Origin of the sequence: Maribacter ulvicola, from assembly GCF_900155985.1 — a bacterium.
GTDB lineage: Bacteria > Bacteroidota > Bacteroidia > Flavobacteriales > Flavobacteriaceae > Maribacter > Maribacter ulvicola.
The window spans coordinates 1,154,306-1,178,655 of record NZ_FTMA01000001.1 but is presented as its reverse complement, the minus strand read 5'-3'; the positions used below and the strand labels follow the sequence as shown (position 1 = coordinate 1,178,655).

Below are 24,350 nucleotides of genomic sequence, written 5' to 3'. Positions count from 1 at the left end.
CAAATTGTATGAGAAAATGAAGTTCGTATGTTAATAACTCAAATATCTTTAAACCTAAGGAAGCTCAAAAACGTCAGTTTTGCGATTTTACTGCTGCAAATGTGTTTAGGATATGGTCAAAAAAAAGTCATTGTAATTGATCCTGGGCATGGTGGAATTGATTCAGGCGCAATTGGAATAAACAACATTCAAGAAAAGGGTCTGGTTCTAAATATTGCTGAAGAGATTCTAAAATTGAACAAATCCCTTTTTGATAATGAATTAGACATCTATCTGACCCGATATACCGATACACTCATTTCACTATCCGATAGAAGTCGATTGGCCAAAAGACTAAATGCAGATGTATTCGTGTCGTTACATTGTAATGCCTCTCAAAACAGTTCTAGAGGTATTGAGGTTTATGTACATAATTCCGAAAATCCAAACAACAAAACTGCAATTGCATTTGGTGTTTCAATTCTGACAGAAAGCACTCAAAAACTTGGTTTTGAAAAACGGGGTGTGAAGGTTGCCAATTTTCAAGTATTAAGGGAAACTATTCTACATTGCCCTTCTGTACTTGTGGAAATGGGGTTTATGACCAATACTGATGAAGCTGATTATTTTTTGGAAGCAAAAAATATCAAGGCTATGGCGCTGGCAGTTTTAATAGGGATTACTAACTATTTAAATACTGGATTATGAAAGAGTTCAGTATTTAAATTTTTAAGTTGATTAAGAAATTTATAATTGAATTGTACAAACTGTTTTTTGGAAAGAAGGATTTATAGAACGTCTTTAATCATTTTAATAATATCAAATGATTCTTCTTCAATCCATTCTTCTTTATCAATAAGAGATTTAATAAGCTCTAGTTCCTTTTTAGTAAAATCTTCCAATATCAGTCCTGATAAAGTTTTTGTTAAACTCCAATGACTGTCGTGATAAGGTATATAGGTACTTATTCTTTTATGTGGTTCATTTGGAAATAAAAGGCAAATTTTTTTGTTTCGCTCTTTGAGCTTAGCCTTTATTCTTGAAAAAATTTGTAATCCAGCTAAATCCCAATCACAAGAATAGTAGATGGGTTTTGACAAGTCGGATTCATCTATATCATCAATAATAGCTATGTTATTTCCGCCTACATACCATAATTTAGTTTGTGTTTCTTCTGCAATCCAAGGTTGTTTGAGATAAGACTTATTCTCGCACATTATTACCCCTTTAGGGTTTTTATTATCGACAACTAAACGCCATTGATTTACTTTTTCATCTAAAGAAAACCTTTGAATATTCAATATTTTGAATACAGCATCTTTTACGCTTTTTCTATTTTTAAGGTATTTTGAAATATCAAAAAATTCATTTGAAAAATCTTCTATTGTAGTAGGGTTATTTCTAAGTTCTACTTTATTCTCTGCAATGAACATAAGAGTTCTGACTTCTTCAAATGTGAAGGCTTTATTTGCGGTAGGCTTGATTTCATTTTCGATAAGAAACCTTTTAGCTTCTTCATAAGGTTTTTTAAATTCCCTTTCATAGAATTCTTCGAATCTATCAGTAGAAATTATAACCTTTATATTATCTGGTTTTAAGTCTAGAATGCCTTTTTCATAAATAAGGTGCTTAATGTACGGATGACTTTGAATGATAGCTCGCGATTTCTTAAAACGATATATATCATCAAGAGCTTTTAATTCTTTCCAAGTAATATTCTTATTCATTATCTGATAATGATTGTATGTATTGTTCGATGTCTTCAGTTACGTCATCAGAAAATATTCCAAGAGGTGGAACAAAACTATCGACATTCGCCAAGTTATTTTCATTCATAATATAAATATACTGCCCATCATGAGTAATTTCCCCTGCGGTCTCAATAGCCATAGTAATAATTTGATATTCTTCTTTTTTTGCCAATTCATGAAGCATATCATAATTACTTCCTAGTCCTTCTGCTTCATCGATTGGCATAATTTTTAGTCCATCCTTATCTTTTTCTTCAATGAGAGATAACCTAGCCAAACACAATAAAGCATTTGCTGCGTATGTTTGACCGTTACTACCAGAATTAACATCTTCATTTTCGAGTTTTAACTCAAAAACCAAATCGAAATAAGAGGTTGGATTCATTAAATCTTCAGGTTCAACCTTAGTACTTCCACCAAGTTTTTGAAATGCTTTAATCATCATTTTATTGATATCAATTTCGTCTCGAAGGTCACTAAAAAGACCTGTATAGTTCATTTGGTTTTGAAGCTGTTTTCTAAAAGTACTGAGCCAATTCTCTGGGTAATGAATGGATTTTTTAAACGTCAAGGATGCTTTATTACCTCCGGTAATTTCTTTGTTGTCTTTTTTTAGATAATCGTTAATGTCATTAATTTTAGTTAAATAACCTCGATAAACATTGTAAACATCGTTAAAAACACTTCCTATTATATCTACTTTTCTAGAGCCGATTTCCTGAATATCTTGAGTTAGCTTACTTAATCTATCCACTATATCATTTGAAATTAAATCTTCATCCACTTTTGATGAAGGAAATACAGTTGGTAAAAGATAGTTAGCTAATTGCCCAATTGAGGCAGTTTCATCATACGGAAGGTCTTTAGTAATTATCTTTAAATATGCAGTATAAGCCTGTTGTGCTCTATTAGCCTTATTTTGAAAAGAATTGTGTCCGCCAATATCTGGATTTACGGTTTCTTCAATATTCTTTTTAAACTTAATTTCCGATTTAAAAAGCTGCTCATTTAATTCTTTTGTTTGTTCTATTTCCTGTTCAGCTACAGAAAGCTGCGCTTCTTTTTTTTCGATGTTTAATTTAAACTCTTTTATATTACCTGAAAGCTCATATTTTAACTCAATAAGTAGTTTTGGCGTAATAACACCTTTGGTTCTAGCCTTTAGAAATAACTTATTATCAAACTTCCTTTCTTTTAAGATTTCTTCTTGTTCAACCAGATGTTGTTTATCCGAAGTAATTCTTTCTAATATATGTTGTGTATTTACAGAAGTCTTATTTTCAAAAAGATTGGTCTCTAATTCTTTTATTGTTTTTTGATATCCTTCTAATAGACTTTTTCTGCTTGTAAATTCCTCAAATTGTTTTTGCAAAGATTCGTATTGCTTTAATATATCGTCCTTATTCTTATATGCTTCCAAATGAAGATTAAAGGAATCCTTGGTAAGGACTTTTAAGCTATCGTCAATTTTGAAGTTCAATAGCTTATCCTTTCTTTTGAAAAGTTCAATGTGCTTTTCAAGATTTGTATATTCAAACAACAAATTTTTCAAGCTTTCTTCATTCTTCTTTTCTGCAATACACCTAGATAATTTTTCTTCAATTCCTTCCTTATAATCAGATAGGGAATTTATTATGTCCTTTGGATTCTCAACATTGAGAACTTGATGTTCTGAATACGTTATGAATTCATATACGCCGTCTAGGTTCAGCCAAAAGCCTTCTTTATTTTTATCTTTAATGTTAGAATTTATATTCTGAAACAGTTGCTCTGGAAACGGAACATATCTGTTAGATTTAATTTCTGACGGTTTAATTTTGCCGTATTTTTGAAAATATTTTAAAACACTTTCTAAAGATGGTGATAGCGGGAATTCTAAATTATCTAACGCCCAGTTTACTAAAGATTCAGGATTATTTAAATCTGAAAATTTAGATAACGATTCTAGTTCTGTAATCTCCTTTTCTAGCTTGTCAATTTTTTTTGGATACTCTTTATTTTCTTTTTGATAATCTATCAACCAATCAGACTTCTCAAAAGCATCTAGAATCTTATGAGTAGAGAGATGCTTTAGGAATTTTTGTAAAGCTAATTTGTTGTCATTTTCTTCTCTTTGAGAAGAAAACCATTTATCTACTTTTTCTATATTATTGTTGAAGGATGCCAGCCATTTTTCTGTGATATCTATTTGTAGTTTGGTCTGACTGATGTTTAAGAATTGTTTGGCTATGTCATTTTTATCTTTATCCTTCTCAGTTAGCTTTACAACTTTATCCTTCGTATTTAAAAGCTCTTGTAGATCATTTATTTGTAATCTCAAAATTTCATTCTCCACAAAATGAAGTTCATTTTTTTTCTCACTTAGTTCTGTTTCTAATTTCAGTTTATCTATACTCGTTGTCTTTTTGAAACTGTTCCAGTAATTGAATTTTTTAGTAAAATATTCTGCATAGATGGATTTGTATTCTTTCTGTTTTTCTAATACAGTTTTTAATAAAACTTGCTTTTCTTTTATTAATTTTATTTCGTCAGAATACCTTTTATGCTCGTGAAAGTCATTACTAATATTATTGACTTCTTCATTATATTTATTCAATATCGCATTTTGTTCATCGTCCCCAAAAAGGAATTTTTTTAAATTTTCAGATTCTGTTTTGAATCCTTTCCCTCTCGAAAAAGACCTTATAATGTTAGCATATGTTTTAAGTGTTTCGTCTTTGGTTAAGTCTAAGGACAGGATATCATTGTTATATAGGATTTTGTGGTAGTTCTTTCGTCTGAAGAATTTCATTCTTGCGAACTCAACCTTCTCACAAAGGTTTTTTAAGGTTTCAACCTTGTTATCTATAATTAAATCTTTATTGAGAACAGGTCTATCTAATGCTATCAAATCATCCCAATCATAACCATTTTGAATAATAAACATTTCTGCTGCATTACTTGTACCCTCAATATAAACACCAATTACATAATAGTTTTTTGGTTTAACTTCAATGTTCAGAAAAATATAACCTCTTGATGATGAATTACCTTTTTGAGAAATCAACATCCCTTTAACGTCTCTTTGCTTATTTCCTTCGGTTGCCGATTTGAATTCACTTGAGCCGACAAGAATCAACTGTATCATATCAGCAATCATACTCTTTCCACTACCGCTTTCACCACTAAAGTCAGTTCTATATGGATGAAAGAGATAATCAGCATTAAAATGCTGTTTAACACCTATGGTAGATAGGCTATGTATACGAGGATAGTTATTTTGCATTGTTTACTTCAGTTATTAAATCGTCAATTGTTTCAATTTGTGGTTGATAGATAATGCGTAAGCGTTCAAAGGATGGCATAACCTTAAACTTGTTCTTTTCATCTTCTCTATCCCACATTAACCATCCTAAATCACCGAATTTTTCAAAAGACTTAGTTATTACTGTTTCAAACCTTTTGTCTCCCAAATCTGTACTTTTATCAGAAGAATTGTCGTTTATCAATTTCCTAAGTGCATTTTTCTGCTCCTCATATTCTTCATAAAGTAGTGCTGTAAATTCAGAAACGCTTTCTAATTCAATGTTTCCATCCAATTTGAACATTTTTAAGAACAACATGCCTATAATTATATACTCACTTCTTAAATAATCTCTACTGTCAGAAGGAACATTGCTTTTGCCGTCTTCATTTAAACTGAGATAATAGTAACTATTAAAATCGCTGCCTTCTTTTATAAGATTTAAATTGAAAAAATCTTTATAATAATCTTTAAGTGATTCGTAGTTGTCTGAGTCGTTCAAGAATCGATAGAGGTTCACGTTTTTAGGATATTCTCGTTGAATGTGAATACCATTTCTTAGCGTGTAGTCAAGTTTTGCAAATATGTTTTTTGCTTTTTTATCGTGAAGAAAACTATATGTTTCTATTTTTTCTGTAGCGTCATCTGCCATAAGGATATTCCTTTTTTTGAGGTGTCATGCACCGATTCTTTTTTAACTTTTACTTTATATTTATTCCCATACGTACTATTTTTTCTGATAATATTATGAGCTGTTTTGACCGCAATTGTAAGTTGGTCATCTTTTAGTACTTTAAAAAAGAAAGGTGTAAAATCCAATATACCTTTTGCTTCTAGCTCTTGAAATGCCAACTTAGTCCAATAAGTTATTCTCTCTTTATCTTGCTTCCATTTTAGGGTCTTATTAAGCACTTCTTTTCTTTTAACTATATCGACTTCTCTTTTAGTTACCTCCATAGGTAGTTTCGGGCTTATTTGCCTATTGGGTATAACATTAAATTTAGGATTGTGAACGGTAGACTTTATGATTAATCTAGGAAGGTTATCAGGAAGTAGGATGCTTTTAGAACTACCTACAATAGAATATTGTAAAAGATAATTAATGAACTTGTTAGTTTTTCTATCAAAATTCTTTTTGTTGAAATCATAAATAAACTCTCTTATTCTTGGTTTTATTTTTTCGATTCGTTTACTAACTTGTTCTAATTGACTTCTAGAATTATCATGAAAATTCTGAACCCTAAGGATATTCGAAGTGGTATCTTGCCCTTTATTTTCTTCAAGAATACCAATCAAAAGGTCATCGATATCGTAAGAAATTTGAAATGCATTTCTAAGTTCAAAAGCTTGTTCTTTTATGACTTCTAGACGAATTTCAATCTCTTTTAAAGCATTGAGTATGTCTTGGTCTTCAGAATTTATTCCAGTTTTAAAATCTTTTACAGATTCGTTTACTTGCTGGTCTAGTATTTCTATTTGAGAAGTAAGTTCTGGTAGTCTTATGTCAAAATGGTCCTCTATCCATTCATTAAAATCTCTATTGTTTTCAATGTTTTCTGTTAGGCTTTTATGTAACTCAGCAAAAAATCGTTTAATTTTGGCAGGATTATATTTTTCGATTAATCGTTTCTCAATATTCTGACAAAGCTCTAATCCATATTTTTTGAATTGGTAGGTTTTTTTTGAGGCATTACGCCACAAGAAAGACTCTTGAAACCTAAGTATTATTGAATTGTTCCTATTGTATTCTGTCCGAGAACTCTCATTGCCTTGGTCTTTGAAAACTTTGGTAATAGTTGTAATAATATTCTCTTCTGTAAAGTCTTTATCCTTATATTTTACATATAGAGACAGAAGAATCAATCCATCATTTTTCTCTGGAATTAATTTTTCATATTAGTCTTTTGCCTCTCTATATAAGTTAAAGCTATCCATATTATACAAGCTCCTTTAAAAAATAATCTCTTAAAATTTCTTTGAATTTGTCAGAGTTTAAGCGGTTAGCTCGTTCTTTAATTTCCGTTTGACTTAGATAATCAAAGTCATACTTTCTCACTTTCGATTTTGTTTCTTTAAGTAATCTCACCGCTTCTTTTGTAAAACCTCCAGTACTCCATATTTCAAAGCGTTGTCTTTTTTCTGGATATCTACTGGATAACCAACCTCTGATTTCTTTAACTTTTTTAGATAAATACTCTTCTATGTAATCAATATCTACTGGATAGTTATACCCTTTACATTCAACCGCACAAACCTCATTCTCAGTAATTGCAAGAACATCTATTTCTCTACTTCTAATGCTATCTAAAACAGGTACTCGTTTTCCAATATTGATAGATTAAGAATATTTACCAAAGTAAAAACCAACGGCAAGTTCAAATAAGTCACCTCTTAAATTATTGGTTTTGCCATCGATAAGCTTTGTGAGCTTACTCATTAAAGAGAGATATTTTTCAGGTTCGGTTTTTAATATAGCGCCAGCATTTGTTACTGTATTAATAAGATTTTTTATTAAATCACTATAGTCTTTTCCGTATAACTCTTTTATGGATGCCACAAGAACACCATTACTTTTTAACTGATTTAGGGCCTTTACACCTATACCATCCACTAAAAGAACTGGGAATAGCCTAAGTGTTGGGTTAGATGCTTTTATCGCAGCCAATTTTCTAATAAAAAAGCTTATTGCATCTTCATCAGTAACATTACCGATTAAAATATCGGCAACTAAAAATCCAGGTTTCTTTTGTTGATTATTATACCCTATTAAGCCATCAATATAGGTAGGCGCAGTAAACGCAAATTGAAACCCTCCTACGATGTGGTTGTTTTTACCTTTCTTGAAAGAAACAAGTCCGATATTTTTGCTCCAAGTTTCAAAATGTTGAAGTATCAGTTTTTTTGATAATTCAATTCCTTTTATATGTCTGAAATTTGGAGCAGCTTGTTCAGCAATAGATATGTTTAAACCATATTCTCCTTCTCTTGTTTCCCTTATTAAATTGTGTTTTTTTAGTTTCTCAATTAATGAAGAGAATTTCATATGACCTGATATCAATCTAACAGGGCTTATAGAATAGTTTGGTAATTCATCTACAGGAATTAATCCATGATGATATTTGATTGCATTAATTATGCTATAACACCTCTTACCATCAGACTTAAATGCCTCTACTAAATCATCAAAATATTCTGAATTTTGATAATTATCAGCGTGATAAATAAAAGCTTTTTTGCCTGAAAACAACCCCGTTAATTTATGAATAGGGCTGGTCAATCTTTGAATACGCTTACGAGCAGCATCATTTGACACACCCTGATTTCTCTCTATATACCGAGCTAAATCACCAGATAAAACACCTCCCTTTTTCTTTATATATCTTTCTAATTTTGTCACACCACGCTATTTATATAATACTAACTATCTATCACCACAGTTTTTTTTAAAAGAAGTGATTAACGATAAACTTCATTTCGAGAAATATCATATTATATCAACATCTAAATTCATTAATTTTTCTTTCGTTTTCTCGCCAATAGATTCTATGCAAGAAATACAAAGGATTTTCCTTGCACGACTAAAAGCTACATAACCCAATCTAGGATAATCACTTGTAGCCTTATCTTTATGCGCATCTCGAATTTTTGTATCAGTTTCTAGCCATAAGTTGAGTTCCTTTTCCGTTTTAGCAACAGCTAATACAGCATCAACTTCCAAGCCTTTAAACCTATGTATGTTTGATACCATGACTGCATCTGTACTTCGTTGTGCTTCAATACTCATTCTCAAATTATCTATTTTAAAAGGAATACGGTTCTTCACTTGTAGATTAAGAGTTTCAGTAACAAATTTCACAAAAGTATTTTCATTATTAATTTCACCTTTTCTGATAGCTCGAATAATCTGTATGCTTTTTACACGTAAATCAAAAGAAGTCTCTTTATATGTTTCGCAATACTTTGATTGACTTATATCTAACACAGATAATAGGGTGTCTCTAATCTCATTAATTGGTGAAATGTTTATTGACCTATCTGGAGATAAAACATTTCCTTTCAATGCAGCAATAGCTTTTTTTACAACATAATTTTCTTTAGCAATAATTCCTCTTTCTTTATAAAGGATATTATGCCTTTCACATATTTCGAAAAAAGCAGGTAACATTGTTGTTATATCAGCAGATTTACTAATAAACTTCACTCTTTCCCCAATAGTAGAATTAACCCTTTGTTGTTCAAATGTTTCTGAGTTATACTCCCTTTTGCTAAAATGGTTTAAAAAGCTCACAATAGGCTGTGCAGACCTACGATTTGATTTATTAAGAGTGGTAGTGTATTTAGAATTTCTAGAAGCTTTTAAAATAGGAAGATTATTAAAATCTTTAATTGAAGAATCAAAACTTTGAATATATTGCTCAGGGTCACCAACACAATAAATAATAGTCTTTTTCTGCTTTCTTATATGTTCAATCACTCCAAATATCTTATTATTAGTGTCTTGAAATTCATCAACAAAAAGGTATTGAATTCGATTACTAATAATTTCTTTTATCCGTTTATTTTTAAAACATTCTTCTGCAAGCACAAGAGTTTGATCATATGTTATATATCCATCCTTAAGAAGTGCTCGTTTCATTCTACCTTTTATGGCATTTACAATTTTAAAATCGTCCGGTTTTGTTTGGCTTTTAAATAGCCTTTCCAAAACATTACCTGTATCACATTGTATAAATAGTTTTTCTCCTTTTACGCCTTGATTATTTATACTAGAATAGGGTATGACAATAAACTTGTTTAAAAACGAATGAGTCGTACCAATAAATAAGTTTGGGGGAATAGATATCCTTTTAGATAGCCTTTTTTTTATATTTTGAGTTGCTGAATTGGTATATGTAATAACTATCATATAACGGTGATTCTCAAGATTTGGAAGAGCTTTTATTATCTCATCTACCATTCCGTGAGTTTTCCCTGCACCAGGTCCTGCTATCACTAGAGTTGGATTAACTGCTGGCATTTAGTATTGGTTTTGGTGGGTGAATAGTATCTATGCCTTCTGTTATGTATTCTGGTATTTTAAAACCTATATTATCATTATTAATATGCAATGCAAGTTGCAGCGCAAATTCGCTTTTATACCCTTCTATCAAAGCAAAAAAAGATTCTATATCTATAGGGTTTTCCGCTATTCCTTCAACCAATGCTTTTCCAGCAATTGGTCTCACTATTTTTATAACTGAGCATAAAATAGCTTTACCTTTTTCAGTACTGTTTGCAGCTATCAAATCTTTCTCAAAGGTTGATAAAGTGGTGATTTTAACTTCTATTTCAGGTACTGATTTATAAACTTCCCTTAATGCTTCTCCTCGATTTTCACTCGCTGTTCCTGTATCTCTATCTGTTAATACTAAACATTTAGAGTGGAATCCGTTTTTAATAATCCCAAGGAAATTTTTGAATGCAAGTCCATTTACATTTATAACAGCGCAAGAAGATTGCTCGATAGTCTCTTTTGTATGAATTTTATAAAATACCGGAAATAGTAATTTTTCTGAAATACCTTCTACTAAAACTACCTTTCTTGAATAAAATAAATTTATATTTTCAGAATCTAAGTACTTTTTTAGATAACTAATTTGCTTCTTTTCCTCGGCAGTATTACCAAACCCTTCAAGTATATAATGAGGTTGTACTTTATTCTCTTTATAATGTAATACTACAGTATTTTCAAAATCAATTTTGGTTGTAATATGATTTGAATGTGAAGTGATTATAAGTTGTATATCTTTTCTATACTTTCCATCACCATTTTTAATAAGGGTTTCTAGGTTTTGAGCGAGATGATTTTGAAGATTGGCATGTAAATGTGCCTCAGGTTCTTCAAGACCAACAATTCTAAAATAAGTGGATTGAAGTCGCTTTGGGTCCTCAATAAAAGAAAGCATTAAAGAGATAAACAAAAGATTATTTCTACCTGTTCCATTTCTTTCTATCTTGATTGGATTATCATTATAAATAAGGCTTAACTTGCGTAGTAAATCATCTACATTAGGTAAAGCAAAAATAAGGTCTACTATATTGTTAGAGTTTTCTGTACTTAAGGATATTTTATCCAACTGTTCTGAAATTCTAGTTTTGATTCCAGAAATTGCTTTGTTATCTTCAATTGCTTTTTGCAATCCAACTAGTTGTTTTTTTAAATCTTGATAATCTGTTTCCTCATTGGCGTTAAGTACTCTAAAAAGTAATCCACTATTGCGGCTTGCAGATAATTCGGTTTTAGCGTCTCTAAGTGCATCTAAAAGTTCAAATTTCAATTGATTGAGGTGATATGTATTCGCTAATGTCTCATTTTGATTTCCACCATATATACGATAATGATATTTAGAAATGGGAAAATTTAAGAGATTTAGTATTTCACTTTCTGGGATTTTCATATATGCATCAGAGCCGATTTCTTCTTCATACTCTTTTAAAAATTTTCTCTGCAGCTCTATCTCTTCAACTGAATTAAAAGAAGATATTGGAGCGAAAGAGTATGTCAGGGTTGCTTCTGTAAATTCATCATTGCTTGTCCATTCTGTAACAACTGCTTCTTGCTTTTCATCAAAATCGGTTAGGGTAGCTTTAATTTTAATTGTAGGATACGATATTTTATCTGCAACTATACTTGTATCAATGATTTCCTTTTTAAGAGCTATGATACTATCATAGTTGAAATCAGAAATTTCTAAAGTTCGCCTTTTGAAAAAGGAAACTTCTTGGCTGAAAATGAGCCCTAGAGAATCAAGCAAATTTGATTTCCCAATATTATTCTCACCCATAATTTGTGTAAGTGGTTTTAAGTCAATGGAAAATTCTTTAAAATTTCTATAGTTTTCAATTTCTAGTTTTGATACGTACATTCTTAAGTATTTAGACAACAAAAAAGCCAATGAATACTCATTAGCTCTCTCAAACATTATTCCCTGTGTAATCGTCTATAAATATATTAAAATTTTAACATAATTTCTTACGTATTTCCGTAATTAAATAACCACTTTTTAGATTATGTTCTTTTATCCTTACTCCTATTATCAAAAGCTACTAAATTAAAAAGTTGACGCATTCTAGAACGAACACGATTACCATAAAGTTCTTCTAATTCTGCTGCATTTAAATTTGTAGTAGCATGTGTCTTCACTTTGTGATTAACGAACAGTTCATATCTAGAAAGTATAACTTCCCCAATCACATTACAATCCTTCCCGAAATGCCTTCCTGTAGGTTCAACACCTAAATCATCAAAACAGAAATACTGACCATTACCATAATCTTCTATGGTTTTATAGCCTATATGATTAAAAGAGAAAACAATGTTACGTGTTGGTATAATCTTATACGGCTTTTGGTGAGGTACAATGTATCGAAATAATTTCATTAAACTTGTTTTACCACAACCAACTGGTCCACTAAGTAACAAGCCTTTATTTACATCAATGTTAAATTTTTCGCAGACCTCACGGTTGCGTATGAAATAATTGCAAAGCTTGTATAATATCTCCCGATCATCTTTGTAAATTTTGAATTTCTTTCCAAAAAGTAATTTCCCTTTAGCATCCAGATAAACCAATATTTTATCAAAATCATACGAAATACAGTTACCATTTAGTTCACCCAAACGATATTGCGTAACACCTTCGGTTATGATATGTGGTTTTGAATTGCTCATAAAGGTTCATCATAGTTTTTATCTGAACTGGTCTTTAAGTTGTCCTGATATGGTACAGTTGAATTTTGTTTTTCTTTAGTTTCAGGATTCTTAAAATTTGATTTTTTAAAATTTTGTCGTTTGTTTAAGTTTTTACTGTTTTCTATAGTTTGTATATGTTTGTTTATAGGTACCAATGCTTGTCCATTGCTTGTCTCGATATTGGTGCGACTTGGGTACAGAGCTTGTTCGGTACTTGTCCCAAAATCGAACATCTTGATTCTACTTCCCTTAAATGGATTATGGGATGGTGTATAGAGTAAATATTTCCAATGGCTCAATTCTTTAATACAACGATGATAGGTTGATTTTGAGCCTATCTTAGAAAAGCCCATAACCTCCTCTCGGTTAATGTAAAATTCATCTTTAAAGAAATTAGTATTCCACAATTGAAACAAGGCCACATACAAACTAATATGGGTTGGATTCAAACGGCTATCTTTTGAAAATTGAAGAAACACCCCATTGAGGTGTTTGATGTAGTTGATGTCTTCCAAAACAGATTTAAAATTTGTTATGAACCCTGTTTTGCTCTAGCACTTTCATGATTTCCTTATAATCATAATACAATACACCGCCAACCTTGGTATATGGTAGTGTGCCGTTAATCCTGAGATTTTGTAATGTACCTGGTGAAATTCCTAAAAGCTCTCTCACTTCAGGGGATTTAAGCCATTTCTTAACTGGTTGTCCTGTTTGGTTTTGTAATAAGTGTTTAATGTCTTCTAGTAGTTCCATTTTGAACTCCAAAAGGTCTTCGGTTGTAATAATTGTTGCGCTCATTTGTAAACGATTTAAAACAAAACCGCCCTCCATCAAAAAGACTTTAGGCGGTTTTGCCATGATTTGACTTTCGTTCTACAAAGTTGAAGCAGATTACTGGGATTTGTTCAATAGTTGCACCTACAGTGGGTTATTTTTATGTTTATTTTTTGTGAAGGATTTTGAATTCATTTAGACCTTTAATTCAGAGGTGTTTATAACAAATGCCGTCAAAATTTATGGTAATAGTGTGAAATTAAAAACACCTAAGTTGGGTATAGCTATTGAAAATTATTCGTCAGATTTCTCTATATAATTTAATAATGATTCTTTAAGCTTATCAATATATTTCGTTTGATTAATCTTACGAGACTTAATTTCGATGAATTTATGATAATAATTACCTAGATTAATTTTGAAAATGCGCTCCACAATGCGGGCTATATCTTTTATTTCTGCGTTACCATTATTTATTGCATCACTACTATAAAGCGCATAAATAAGTTCAATTAAATCAATTTTATGTCCTGTCCAAGCAATACTTACTTGACTTTGATTTACTCGATTTTGATTTCCATTACCCTCTAACTTATCAATCTCTTTCTTTAAATGTATAATTAGTAAATCATAAGCTAAAATAGTAGCAACAGTACTATCATGGCTTGTAGAAAATTGTTCATCTGCATAAAAGTGATACGTATTTAGAAATAAATGAATATCTTCTTTTCCCCTTAAAAAATAATACTCATCAAACATAGAAGCTCCTCTACGATAGTAGTGATAAAATTCTAAATTCTCATTAAAATAAGAGTCTAACTTATCTATATATTTGTAAAAATATTTGATTTGCGATTTATAACTTCCTCTAGGTCGCCTACTTTCTAAATTGAATAATGTAGCATAGTATATAAGTTTACTATATACTTGTGGTTTAACACTTTTAAAAAAACTTATCTCTTCAGTTCTAGAATTAAAACCATCTTCCAATACTTTATTCCTAAATTTATTTAAGGCTTGTTTTGACAGTTTAATCCCTTGCACGGCAATATAGATGATGTCTTCGTTTTCTGATTCTAGGGTTTCTAAAGCATCCTCTAAGTTTCTTATTATATTTTCATAAAAGTCATACATTGGTAGCAGTTGCTAGTTTCTTTTTTAATCGTCGTTCCTTTCGCCTTCTTTTCTTTTGGTTATCTTTATACTCTAGTATTACCCTAATTATTTGTAATATGACTAATGGAGTAAAAAGGGTTAAAGCATCTTCAAATTCACCTTCTAATAACGCATAATGTAAGAGTGTAAAAAGACCAGCCCCATAAGCCCATTTCTGTAATTTTTTCCATTTAGGATAGCCCATTTTTATAATAATTGTATCTACACTTGTAAACGCTAATGGTATCATTATCAAAAATGCTATCCAGCCAAAAGTGTATCTAATTGTAGTTAGTTCAACCCCAATTGTAGCCATGTCTTTATACAACAAGTAAACAATAAAATGAAATACACTATAAATAAAGGCGGCTACACCTATATATCTCCTATTTCTTAATAAGAATGGAATCAGTATTCCTTTTTTAAAAATAAATCGTACAGGAGTTATCGCAAGGCTTAGAATTAGAAGTTGAGTGGCTAAAATCCCTGTTTCATGCATTAAACGTCCAAATTGTTCTTCATCATATGGTGTTTCAAATATTTGCATCCCAAAGTCTATAAGCGGTAGTGCTAATAGAGGCCATAAAAGGTATTTGAATTCTAAAAGTTTCTTTATATGTTGTAGCATCTTATTAATTGTTTTCATAAGTTTTGTTTTAAAATAGGAACAGGAAAAAATTCCTGCCCCTATTAGTTCAAATAATTAAAATGAATAGTTTAGTTTGGTATAGAAAATTCTACCGCCGACAAATTGGTTGTTTAGAGGGTCTGTATAATCAAAGATATTATCAACACCAGCACCAAGAACAAATGATTTACCAAGTTTTTTGTTAATGGCATAATCTACTAATCCTAAACCATTAATGGATACATCGTAAGCATCATAGTATCCATTTTCGTTGGTGTCGTTATCTTCATAACCGTAATCGCTTTTTAAAGAGGCTCTTATGTTCATATCTAAACCATATTGTGGGAGTTCATAAAACAATTTGGCAGTGAACATGTGTTTTGAACGATCAAACATGCCTTTATAATCTCTTTCTGTTAAAGTAATTTCCTCACCATTTACTATAGTGGTGACTTCTCCATTTTTAAACGCATTTAAGGCGTCATTATCTACAGCATCTAAATATTGATATCCAAGATTAAATCGAAGATTATTAGATACCTTGATTCTAGTATTAACTTCTACTCCTTGTGTGTATGCCGAACTTACATTGTTTGATGCTCTTAATCTATAACCATCATTCAATACAGCTACAACTTGACTAACTATCATATCTTTTATATTATTTCTAAAAAAGTTAATATCTGCACTAAAACGACGGTTTGGATTGTAGGTTAACCCTAAATTATAACTAACTGAACGTTCTGGTTTTAAAGTCCCTGTAAATTCTGAAGCAGGAACAAAAACTTGAGCAATATCGTTTTGATATTGTTCAAAAGCACCTAATACTGCATTGTAACCTAAGATATGGTCATTGCTTCTAGGCCAATCAAAAAACAATTGTCTTACATCTGGCGCTTTAAACCCCCTTCCTATAGATCCTTGAATTTTTACTTCATTAGAAATTTGATAACTGGCTGCGAGTTTAGGACTAAATTGAGAAGAAAAATCTTTAGTATTGTCATATCTTGCTCCTAAAATCACATTTAGTTTACCAAATGTTGCATCATATTGTCCGTAGACAAATTGGGCATTAAGACTATTGTTGCCTGTATCATCACGATTTATTTTTTCGCTTGTTGTACCAAAACCTAAAATAGCTGTATGGTTTTTATTTGGGGTAAAATAAATCTTAAATTCTGGTCGTAAAAAATTATGATTTAAAAAACCTTCACTATCCAACTCTCCTGTTTCAAAAATATGTTCTATGCTTTTACTCTTGTAATCAGAAATGTACAATTGCCCTTCTGCTTTCCAATAATTATTGAACTTATGAGATATTTTAAAGAAATTGGATAGTTCATCAACATTGTCTTTTCCTAATTTATTATCTCCTCCTTTATTAACTCTACTATCTCTGTTAGACGTATAGTATCTGGCTGTATATGAAGCATCTGTATTTGGCGTTATTTTATAACTAATTTTGCTCCTAAAGTGTAATTTGAAAAAGGACCTCTGGTTAAGTCAAATGAATTCGGTGTTAAATCATAACCTTCTGTACTATATCTATTTACATAACCTGAAATTCTAAATTTATCTTTTTTATACCCTAAATTAAAATTGGCATCGTGTGTGGAAAAACTACCAACTCTATAAACAGCATTACCATGAAATCCAGATTTGGTTTTCTTTGTAATAATATTAATTACACCACCTATGGCTTCAGAACCGTATAAACTAGATGCCGCTCCTTTTACAACTTCTATGCGTTTAATATTGCTAGCACTTAATCTATCAATATTTATTCCTCCAGAGTTTCGTCCTACTATGGGTTCACCATCAATTAAAAACAAAACGTATTCTCCATTAAGTCCTTGTAATTGTATATCATGAGTACCTCCACCTCCTTCTTGGGTAGAAATGCCAGCATACTCTTCCAACACCTCACTTATTCGGTTATTATTTGTTTTCTCAATATCTTTTTGTTTTATTAATGTTATAGGAACTGGTAAATCTTCAATTTTCTTTTTTGTCCTAGTTGCAGTAACTACCACCTCTTTTAAATAATTTGTTTTAGTGGTATCTTTTTTTACAGTTGTTTTTTCTTGGGCAATTGCCATGCTGCTTATTAGTAGCAGTATGATGATTGGTAATGATCTCATTGTATTTATTTTTATTTAGACTAATTATAATTAATAGATTAAAAAAAATAACCCAATACTTTACTTCAAGGGTTATTTATTATTTGAGGGCTGTTTTTATTAAGTCATAAGTACATTTATTTTATTCATCATCGTCATCTTCTTCTTCATCAATTGATTTTTCTTTAAAGTTTCTGAAACGGTAAGTAAATGTGAGGTTTACTTGTCTTTTAGCGTTTTGATATTTACCATACGATGAAAAACTGGTATTATAATTTTCTATTCTACTAATTCTGCTGTTGAACAAATCTGATACACTTAAATTCAAACTGCCTTTGCCATCAAACAATTCTTTGTTTACGGCTATATTGGTAACAAAAACAGATTTTCTATATGAGGTACTTTCTTTAAAATCACCGTTGTAAATCATCCTCAATTGTATATCAAAATCTTTAGGTAATTGAAATTTAGGCGCAACTCTAGCAAACCAACTTGATGATGAAAAATCAATTGTTTCGGGAACATCAATAAAACTGCCTTGATTGTTAGGGTCTTCTACTTTATTTAGGAAATTCCCTTTTTGCTGATATCCGAAAACATTGGCATCGGCATTAATTTGCAACCATGAATTGGGCTTATAGGTAGTTGAAATTTCTAACCCATAGCGATTTTCAGTACCAATATTTAAGGGTTTACTTATTAAAATAGGAATATCGTCTTCTGTAAAACGTCCTGTTTGGGTAGTAACAGTTTGCATTAAACCTGTAGAATGCTGAAAATAAGTTGTCGCATTTAAGTTTACTTGTTCCCAATTTTTTAAATACCCTAATTCATAAGAATTAGTAAACATAGGATTTAAGTCAGGGTTTCCGGATTCTAGGTTAAGATCATTGGTAAAACTCGAAAACGGATTGAGTTCCCAAAAACCTGGTCGTTTTATACGCTTACTATAACTCGCTTTTAATTCATCGTTTTCTGATAACTCATAACCTAAATGTAATGTTGGGAATATATTGGTATAGTTTTTCTTTAGAAAAGTATTGGTTGTAAAATAATTTATATCAATGTCAGATACTTCTATTCGCGCTCCTACCAATATATTAAACTTACCAAACTTGTTGGCATATTGCCCATATATGGCATGAATATTTTCTATATAATCTAATTGGTTAGAAAGGTCCGTATTGGTATTCCATATATTGGCATTGCTATCAAATTCCTCTACTGTAAAATTGTAACTAACATCTCTAAAATTACTTTTATAGCCTGCTTCTATCATTCCATTTTCTGTAAAAGGAAAAATATAATCTGCTTGAAATAATAGATTGCTTTGAGTTTCGAGAGTGGTTGCTCTATCTTTTGCATCTGCTCCTGTTCCAAAAATAAAAGTATCGTTATAAAAGGAGTGCTCATCTTCTTTATTAGAATCGTATTTGGCTGCAACGGTTAAAACATGTTCTTTTTCTTCATCAAAAAACGATTCATAAGTCAAGGAGAACTCGTTACTGGCATCCTGTTCATTTTCATTGTCTGTCCTTAATCGTGTGTGTAATAAATTGCTATCCGAACCATAGGTGTCGAATATAATATCACCAACATTATCATTATCTTCCTTGGTGACAAGCCCCATAAAGGTTAGGGTATTATTATCGTTAAAATAGAAATCACTACCAAAAGCGAACATAAAATTATGCCCACCTCTTTTTTGTGTGCTTCGTTCGTTTAAAAAACCTGTAGTTATATTATTTTCATCTTTATAAACTGTATTTGCGAACCCATCTCCAGGTGTTTTTACATAGGCATAAGAACCATTTGCAAAAACATTGAATTTCTCTTTTCTATAATTAATGTTTGCTGATATGCCATAATTGGTAGGATTTCCAACAACTGCCTGAACAGAACCATTAAAACCTTGTACACGCCCTTTTTTAAGTATGATATTAATGATTCCCGATGCACCTTCGGCGTCGTATCGTGCCGAAGGATTGGTTATTACTTCAATAGATTCAATGGAATTTGCTTGTAAACGTTCCAAGGCTTGAGTATTGCTAATCCCTACCAAACCAGATGGTTTACCATTTACTAGAATCCTAATATTACCACTACCTCTTAAAGTAATGCCTCCATTTGTAGATACATTTACAGAGGGAACATTATTTAAGGCTTCAAGAGCATTACTTCCTTGTGTGGTTAAATCTTTACTAACATTATAAATCTTCTTGTCGAACTTGGTACTGACTAATTTTTTTTCAGAAGTTATCACTACTTCTGATAAGGCTTGAGCATCTTCAGATAAAGAAATAGTACCTAACGAAGTATTTTCTGTTAATGTTTTGTTTTTGATTTCATAAGGTGTGTATCCAATATATTCAACTTTAATATCATAAGATCCTTTTGCTATGGTTATATTAAAACCTCCTTTTTCATTAGTGATACCACCAGAAATCTTACTAGCATCTTCTACAGCAATAAAAATAATAGTAGCATACTCTAAAGGCTCGCTATTTAATTTATCCAACACCTTACCACTCACTTTAATTTCTTGTGCAAAAGTTGTTTGGCAAACAATCGTTAAAAGAGTTAAAAGTATTTTTATTTTTGCTTTCATAATAAATTATTTGTTTTTTTAATAAACCACTCTCTAAAAAGAAATAGTTGCATTTAATCCATATGCTTTGCCATCATAGAATGGCATCAGCATTCCATTTGTATTTTCCTTTCTTTTAAATATTTTTTTTTTCAAAAATGGATGTATCCAATACGCTAATTTTGTACTTAAAATCCCTATACCAGCTCCTCCAATAACATCACTCAACCAATGCCTATTATTTACAATTCTATAATACCCTGTTAAGGTTGCTATAGCGTAACCTGAAAGTCCAATCCAAATAGATTTATCTTTATATTCTTAATATAAAAATTCTGCTCCCATAAAGGCTGTAGCTGTATGACCAGAAGGAAACGTATTATTTGTAGAACCATCAGGTCTTTTTTCATTTGTTAAATACTTGAGGCTATTCACAGAAATCCCCATGGTTAAATATGCTGTACCTAAAATTATGGTCCTATCTTTAAAGTTATTTTTTCCATTTATTCCCATAAGATTTAAAGCATATACTGAAACAAAGGGTGTATACTGAGTAAAATCATCAATCGTTGTTTTATTATCAATATTTTCTAAAACTTCTTCTTGAACTCTTCTATTTAAAAACTCTAAACCATCATTTTGCACAGCAAGAAGTCCATATGTTAAAAATACAGATGGGACTATCAATGAGGAATAATTAAATCTTGTTTTATGGTTAGATAAACTATCTATATCATGTACTATATTTTGACTATTACTACTCGTCTCTGAAATATTTGATTCTTGTGAGAATATTAAACTTGGTAATAACATCGACATGACTATTGCTATTCTAATATCTGGCATACTTATAGATTCTCTTATTATTGTTTTTATCAAGCGGCTTTAAGCAGTTTCTCTGTTCAAAAGGTATTCTCTTGAAATCTCTGTTTTTTATTATGATAATAAATGATTCCTCTTTTTTTCTGATTTTTTCTTCCAAACCACCTATTGTCATTTTTTTAATCTTTCCTTTTGAATAAAATTGACTGGAGTAACTTTTACTTCCTAAATGATAAATGTTATCAAATTGGGTGTTAGTTTTTTCTATAAAATATTTATCGGTATTACTATAAAATTGAAGTTGCTTACTGATGCTTCCGTAAGCGTAAACCCCTATTATAAGTACAGGTACAAATAGACTTAACCGAATAAGTGCTTTTTGTTGTTTTATGCTTTTCCACCAGTGTGTTATAAGTAAAGCCAAAGGCACCATAACTGGCATTATATACGGATGAATTAAACTTTTTGATATAGTAAAGAATAAAGGAGTCCATAGAAGCCATAACAACAGGAAAACAACCCATTTATTTTTTGTTAAACTTGTTCGGTTTTTCCATAGTTTTAGAAGTAAAACCTGAATCCAAGGCAAAGCAAATAATAGTAAGAATATCCAAATCATCCCTAAAGGCTGTGATTTTGGAAACCCATATTTATCATCAGCCCAACTACTATCGAAAAACCGTTTAAAATGTTCACCTACAACAAAATAGTCTATAAATCCTGGCGTTCTTTGTTCTGCCAAAATATACCAAGGAAGTGCTACTGCTATCGTAATAATTATTCCTACTATCCAAGGTATTCTTTTAAATATTGTTTTGTAATTTTCACATAAGAGAACCCAAATTACTATAGGTGGTAATGTTAGAATAACAACAATGGGACCTTTGGCTAAAAAGCCCAATCCGAAACCAACAAAAACGAGGTACTTCCAATAAAATTTGGCATTGTTTTGAAACATCTCCCAAAAGGAAAGCATCACGAGTGCAATTGAAAAAGCCAAAGTCGTATCAGTCGAAACCACTCCTGCATGTAATAAAAATTCTGGAAGAGTTAGTAAAATAAAGCCTGGTAGAAAAAAGGGCAAATGTTCTCTTTTTGCATATTTACCAGTTAAGAATACTAATACTATTGCTAATAGTAGATAGGGCAATCTTGCTGCAAATTCATTAACTCCAAATACCTCAAAACTCATTGCTGATAACCAAGTTGACAAAGGTGGTTTTGCCCAAAACGGAATTCCATAATCTATTTGGGGCGTTATCCAACTATTAGTTTCTGCCATTATTCTAGCAACCTCTGCATAACGTGCTTCCGTTTTATCCATTAATGGAATTACAGCATTTAAGAAGCCTCTTAAAAGCAACAGCCCAAGAACAGCATAACTAAAAAATGAATATCTACTCAAATACTCTTTCATTTATTGGCTTTAAAAATTTGATAGGTGTTTTATAATCTTTTCCAATTTTATATAAGTCATACCATAACTTAAAGAAGAAACTCAAGGGTACTCTAGAGTCTTCAGTATCATACCAAGATTGTAGTGGAATTTCTTTGGCGATATACTTCAATTGATTTTTTCCATACATGGCTATTAGGCGATGAAATAATTCCACGTCAAATAACCATGTGGATACAAACTCTTCCTGAAAAACGGATGAGGCTAATCCTCTTTTAAAAACCTTGCATCCACATTGCGTGTCATATACCTTTAAATCTAATTGTCTTGAAATGAGTGTAGCAATACATCTTCCGATAAAAAAACGATAGCGTTTTCGGTCTATAGTAGTATCTAACTTTGAAATTCTAGAACCAAAAGCAAAACTTGTGGTAACGTTTACCTGCTCACTGATAGATACACATTCTTCAAGTGACGTAGAGAGATCTGCATCTAAATAGGCTATATTTTTAAAATAGAACCCCTTTAAACATTCAAGAACACCAGTTCGTACGGCTTCGGCTTTTCCTTTATTTTCTTCTAGGCTCATTAAGTGAACCTGTAATGGGTAGTTTGTTTTTAACTGTTCTATTACCTCAATAGTATTATCTCTAGAGCCATCATTAACAAAACACAACAGCACTTTATTGTAACTATTAAGAAAACTTTTGTAACGTTCTATTTTAAGTCTTTTGGCTTCATTATAACATGGAATTACAATCGCTAATTCAAAATCTGTATTCATCTATTTTATAATTTTATGTAGATTTCACATAGGCTTTATTTTATTCTAGCCATAAAAAACCCTGTTCTCAATTGCTAATCAATTGAAAATCAATAGTTAGATATGCTAAATGGATTTTTGTTTTAGGATTGGGGACTTTTACTATCAGTCAGTCCCCAATTCACTATTCAAACAAAACAACTAAAAAACTAAATCTAGTTTTTATGAAACTCTTCTATATGGCGTTGCATCCAATTTTCACCATAATCATTTGATGGATCACGAACAATGGTATGTGGATGTGTATTCCAATCGAAACCTGTACGCTGATCCGCAAAATCGATTAAAATAGATGGACCATTTACTCTAAAGAATATTTTTTCGCTTCCATCTGTTGGTCCCATCCACATAAAATAGAGGTTTTGGATTCCGTCTTTTTTTATTTTTGCCAGCCAATCTTCTGCTACATCAAAATCAGCGTTGTGTACATATTCTTCAATAAGTACCCATAATAGTTTTTGTTGAGATGAAGTTAATTCATCACCACGAATACCTCGGTTTTCTATTTTTCGATCTTTACTACCTGGCCCTTTAAAATCTATTGGGCCAAATTTATTTGATGGGTATTCGGCTGCAATAACGGTTTTAGTCTTTTGTTTATCATTCAAGCTATTAAATAGTTCCCAACCACGGTTACGTTCTTGAGGTAAAAAGGTATATCCTGCATGTTTTCCGTGACTAATATGCGCAGGATCGGAACCATAAAACATAGGTACAAAGGTTGTTTTCCCATCTATTACAGTAAAATTAGCTGCTAAATGATGTCCCGTAATCATATATCCCCACTTACTATCTGTTACTGGGTTTCCGTAAAAAGATATATAATAACCTATTGCTCCTAGACTCTGATTCTTCCCGTAGAATTTTTCACTGGTCAACTCTCTATTTTCACCCTCTAATTTGAGCTCATCATCTCCTTGTACAGCTGCCCAAATTTTATAATAACCTTGAGAACTGGTAGAAGCAATCAATAATTTATGGAACAGTTCTCGTTGCTTTATACTAAATCTACCAATAGGTAACCCATTCCTACTTTGACTATGTGTTGGTGCATTTGTCCAATAAGTACGTGCATTATCATCTTCAAAATTATAAATGAGTGACTTTTTTTGTTCCTCACTTAAACTATTGATAAAAGATGTACCTGCTACTGTCATTTGAGCTGCACTTTTAGAGGCAGTAGGTACTTCTTCATGTGTATGTGTAGTACCGTTATGTGAGTGAGTGTGTTGCGCTTTACATGCTTGTAATGTAGCAACTATTAAAATTGTTGTAATGATTATTTTCCTCATGTTGT

Annotated in this window: 22 protein-coding genes; 1 reads left to right on the top strand and 21 read right to left on the bottom strand. The window is 31.2% G+C overall.

The genetic code is table 11. The features are described 5' to 3' along the window. The first annotated feature begins 27 nt into the window (after window positions 1-27). The gene (locus BW936_RS05090) at window positions 28-687 is read left to right on the top strand and encodes an N-acetylmuramoyl-L-alanine amidase family protein (protein ID WP_084181982.1); all 660 of its coding nucleotides are present in this window, start codon (window positions 28-30) and stop codon (window positions 685-687) included. A gap of 80 nt (window positions 688-767) precedes the next feature. On the opposite strand, the gene BW936_RS05085 is transcribed toward BW936_RS05090, so the two are convergent. From BW936_RS05085 to BW936_RS04990, 21 genes are all read right to left on the bottom strand, one after another. After that, window positions 768-1,706: a hypothetical protein gene (locus BW936_RS05085; protein ID WP_076547209.1), complete on the bottom strand. Its 939-nt coding sequence runs from the start codon at window positions 1,704-1,706 to the stop codon at window positions 768-770. After that, window positions 1,699-4,995 (bottom strand): rhoptry family protein, encoded by a 3,297-nt coding sequence (locus tag BW936_RS05080; RefSeq protein ID WP_076547208.1) that lies wholly within the window; start codon window positions 4,993-4,995, stop codon window positions 1,699-1,701. The genes BW936_RS05085 and BW936_RS05080 overlap by 8 nt, the downstream gene beginning before the upstream one ends. After that, entirely contained in the window at window positions 4,985-5,665 is a 681-nt protein-coding gene (locus tag BW936_RS05075; RefSeq protein ID WP_076547207.1) for a condensin complex protein MksE, read from the bottom strand. The genes BW936_RS05080 and BW936_RS05075 overlap by 11 nt, the downstream gene beginning before the upstream one ends. Beyond that, entirely contained in the window at window positions 5,638-6,876 is a 1,239-nt protein-coding gene (locus BW936_RS05070) for a hypothetical protein (RefSeq protein ID WP_076547206.1), read from the bottom strand. The genes BW936_RS05075 and BW936_RS05070 overlap by 28 nt, the downstream gene beginning before the upstream one ends. A gap of 73 nt (window positions 6,877-6,949) precedes the next feature. Beyond that, window positions 6,950-7,297, bottom strand: a complete 348-nt coding sequence (locus BW936_RS20165; RefSeq protein ID WP_394333580.1) for a restriction endonuclease — start codon at window positions 7,295-7,297, stop codon at window positions 6,950-6,952. A 54-nt stretch (window positions 7,298-7,351) separates the two neighbouring features. Beyond that, a complete protein-coding gene (locus BW936_RS05060) occupies window positions 7,352-8,410 on the bottom strand; it encodes a hypothetical protein (RefSeq protein ID WP_076547205.1) in 1,059 nt (352 codons plus the stop codon). 87 nt (window positions 8,411-8,497) lie between these two features. Continuing rightward, window positions 8,498-10,030: a UvrD-helicase domain-containing protein gene (locus BW936_RS05055; RefSeq protein WP_076547204.1), complete on the bottom strand. Its 1,533-nt coding sequence runs from the start codon at window positions 10,028-10,030 to the stop codon at window positions 8,498-8,500. Continuing rightward, window positions 10,017-11,918 (bottom strand): ATP-dependent nuclease, encoded by a 1,902-nt coding sequence (locus BW936_RS05050; protein WP_076547961.1) that lies wholly within the window; start codon window positions 11,916-11,918, stop codon window positions 10,017-10,019. Before BW936_RS05050 ends, BW936_RS05055 begins: the two co-directional genes overlap by 14 nt. Window positions 11,919-12,061: 143 nt before the next feature. Further along, complete coding sequence (locus tag BW936_RS05045; RefSeq protein ID WP_076547203.1) at window positions 12,062-12,724, bottom strand: ATPase; 663 nt, start codon at window positions 12,722-12,724, stop codon at window positions 12,062-12,064. Continuing rightward, entirely contained in the window at window positions 12,721-13,260 is a 540-nt protein-coding gene (locus tag BW936_RS05040; protein WP_076547202.1) for a hypothetical protein, read from the bottom strand. The genes BW936_RS05045 and BW936_RS05040 overlap by 4 nt, the downstream gene beginning before the upstream one ends. A 7-nt stretch (window positions 13,261-13,267) precedes the next feature. Continuing rightward, a complete protein-coding gene (locus BW936_RS05035; RefSeq protein WP_076547960.1) occupies window positions 13,268-13,546 on the bottom strand; it encodes a helix-turn-helix domain-containing protein in 279 nt (92 codons plus the stop codon). A gap of 270 nt (window positions 13,547-13,816) precedes the next feature. Continuing rightward, entirely contained in the window at window positions 13,817-14,656 is an 840-nt protein-coding gene (locus tag BW936_RS05030) for an RteC domain-containing protein (RefSeq protein WP_076547201.1), read from the bottom strand. Beyond that, a complete protein-coding gene (locus BW936_RS05025) occupies window positions 14,649-15,323 on the bottom strand; it encodes a protein-methionine-sulfoxide reductase heme-binding subunit MsrQ (protein WP_076547200.1) in 675 nt (224 codons plus the stop codon). The genes BW936_RS05030 and BW936_RS05025 overlap by 8 nt, the downstream gene beginning before the upstream one ends. A 57-nt stretch (window positions 15,324-15,380) precedes the next feature. Beyond that, on the bottom strand, window positions 15,381-16,754 hold the full coding sequence (locus BW936_RS05020; protein ID WP_244156187.1) for a TonB-dependent receptor domain-containing protein: 1,374 nt from the start codon (window positions 16,752-16,754) through the stop codon (window positions 15,381-15,383). Beyond that, entirely contained in the window at window positions 16,751-17,446 is a 696-nt protein-coding gene (locus BW936_RS05015) for a TonB-dependent receptor plug domain-containing protein (protein WP_084181979.1), read from the bottom strand. The genes BW936_RS05020 and BW936_RS05015 overlap by 4 nt, the downstream gene beginning before the upstream one ends. A gap of 121 nt (window positions 17,447-17,567) precedes the next feature. Next, on the bottom strand, window positions 17,568-20,033 hold the full coding sequence (locus BW936_RS05010; RefSeq protein WP_076547197.1) for a TonB-dependent receptor: 2,466 nt from the start codon (window positions 20,031-20,033) through the stop codon (window positions 17,568-17,570). 33 nt (window positions 20,034-20,066) lie between these two features. Then, window positions 20,067-20,309, bottom strand: coding sequence for a phosphatase PAP2 family protein (locus BW936_RS19860; protein ID WP_262493995.1), 243 nt, complete (start codon window positions 20,307-20,309; stop codon window positions 20,067-20,069). Between the two features lie 24 nt (window positions 20,310-20,333). After that, window positions 20,334-20,858 carry a phosphatase PAP2 family protein gene (locus BW936_RS19855; protein ID WP_244156168.1) on the bottom strand — a complete coding sequence of 175 codons (525 nt, stop codon included), beginning with the start codon at window positions 20,856-20,858 and terminating at the stop codon, window positions 20,334-20,336. Then, complete coding sequence (locus BW936_RS05000; RefSeq protein ID WP_159438998.1) at window positions 20,845-22,158, bottom strand: ArnT family glycosyltransferase; 1,314 nt, start codon at window positions 22,156-22,158, stop codon at window positions 20,845-20,847. The genes BW936_RS19855 and BW936_RS05000 overlap by 14 nt, the downstream gene beginning before the upstream one ends. A 73-nt stretch (window positions 22,159-22,231) precedes the next feature. Beyond that, window positions 22,232-23,014, bottom strand: coding sequence for a glycosyltransferase (locus BW936_RS04995; protein ID WP_076547195.1), 783 nt, complete (start codon window positions 23,012-23,014; stop codon window positions 22,232-22,234). A 194-nt stretch (window positions 23,015-23,208) separates the two neighbouring features. Continuing rightward, window positions 23,209-24,345 (bottom strand): DUF3500 domain-containing protein, encoded by a 1,137-nt coding sequence (locus BW936_RS04990; protein WP_076547194.1) that lies wholly within the window; start codon window positions 24,343-24,345, stop codon window positions 23,209-23,211. Window positions 24,346-24,350: the final 5 nt, after the last annotated feature.

Coding starts and splice junctions, on each gene's coding strand:
- BW936_RS05090 (WP_084181982.1), top strand. CDS start 28: ATGTTAATAACTCAAATATCTTTAAACCTAAGGAAGCTCAAAAACGTC.
- BW936_RS05085 (WP_076547209.1), bottom strand. CDS start 1,706: ATGAATAAGAATATTACTTGGAAAGAATTAAAAGCTCTTGATGATATA.
- BW936_RS05080 (WP_076547208.1), bottom strand. CDS start 4,995: ATGCAAAATAACTATCCTCGTATACATAGCCTATCTACCATAGGTGTT.
- BW936_RS05075 (WP_076547207.1), bottom strand. CDS start 5,665: ATGGCAGATGACGCTACAGAAAAAATAGAAACATATAGTTTTCTTCAC.
- BW936_RS05055 (WP_076547204.1), bottom strand. CDS start 10,030: ATGCCAGCAGTTAATCCAACTCTAGTGATAGCAGGACCTGGTGCAGGG.
- BW936_RS05050 (WP_076547961.1), bottom strand. CDS start 11,918: ATGTACGTATCAAAACTAGAAATTGAAAACTATAGAAATTTTAAAGAA.
- BW936_RS05045 (WP_076547203.1), bottom strand. CDS start 12,724: ATGAGCAATTCAAAACCACATATCATAACCGAAGGTGTTACGCAATAT.
- BW936_RS05035 (WP_076547960.1), bottom strand. CDS start 13,546: ATGAGCGCAACAATTATTACAACCGAAGACCTTTTGGAGTTCAAAATG.
- BW936_RS05030 (WP_076547201.1), bottom strand. CDS start 14,656: ATGTATGACTTTTATGAAAATATAATAAGAAACTTAGAGGATGCTTTA.
- BW936_RS05025 (WP_076547200.1), bottom strand. CDS start 15,323: ATGAAAACAATTAATAAGATGCTACAACATATAAAGAAACTTTTAGAA.
- BW936_RS05015 (WP_084181979.1), bottom strand. CDS start 17,446: ATGAGATCATTACCAATCATCATACTGCTACTAATAAGCAGCATGGCA.
- BW936_RS05010 (WP_076547197.1), bottom strand. CDS start 20,033: ATGAAAGCAAAAATAAAAATACTTTTAACTCTTTTAACGATTGTTTGC.
- BW936_RS19855 (WP_244156168.1), bottom strand. CDS start 20,858: ATGCCAGATATTAGAATAGCAATAGTCATGTCGATGTTATTACCAAGT.
- BW936_RS05000 (WP_159438998.1), bottom strand. CDS start 22,158: ATGGATAAAACGGAAGCACGTTATGCAGAGGTTGCTAGAATAATGGCA.
- BW936_RS04995 (WP_076547195.1), bottom strand. CDS start 23,014: ATGAATACAGATTTTGAATTAGCGATTGTAATTCCATGTTATAATGAA.
- BW936_RS04990 (WP_076547194.1), bottom strand. CDS start 24,345: ATGAGGAAAATAATCATTACAACAATTTTAATAGTTGCTACATTACAA.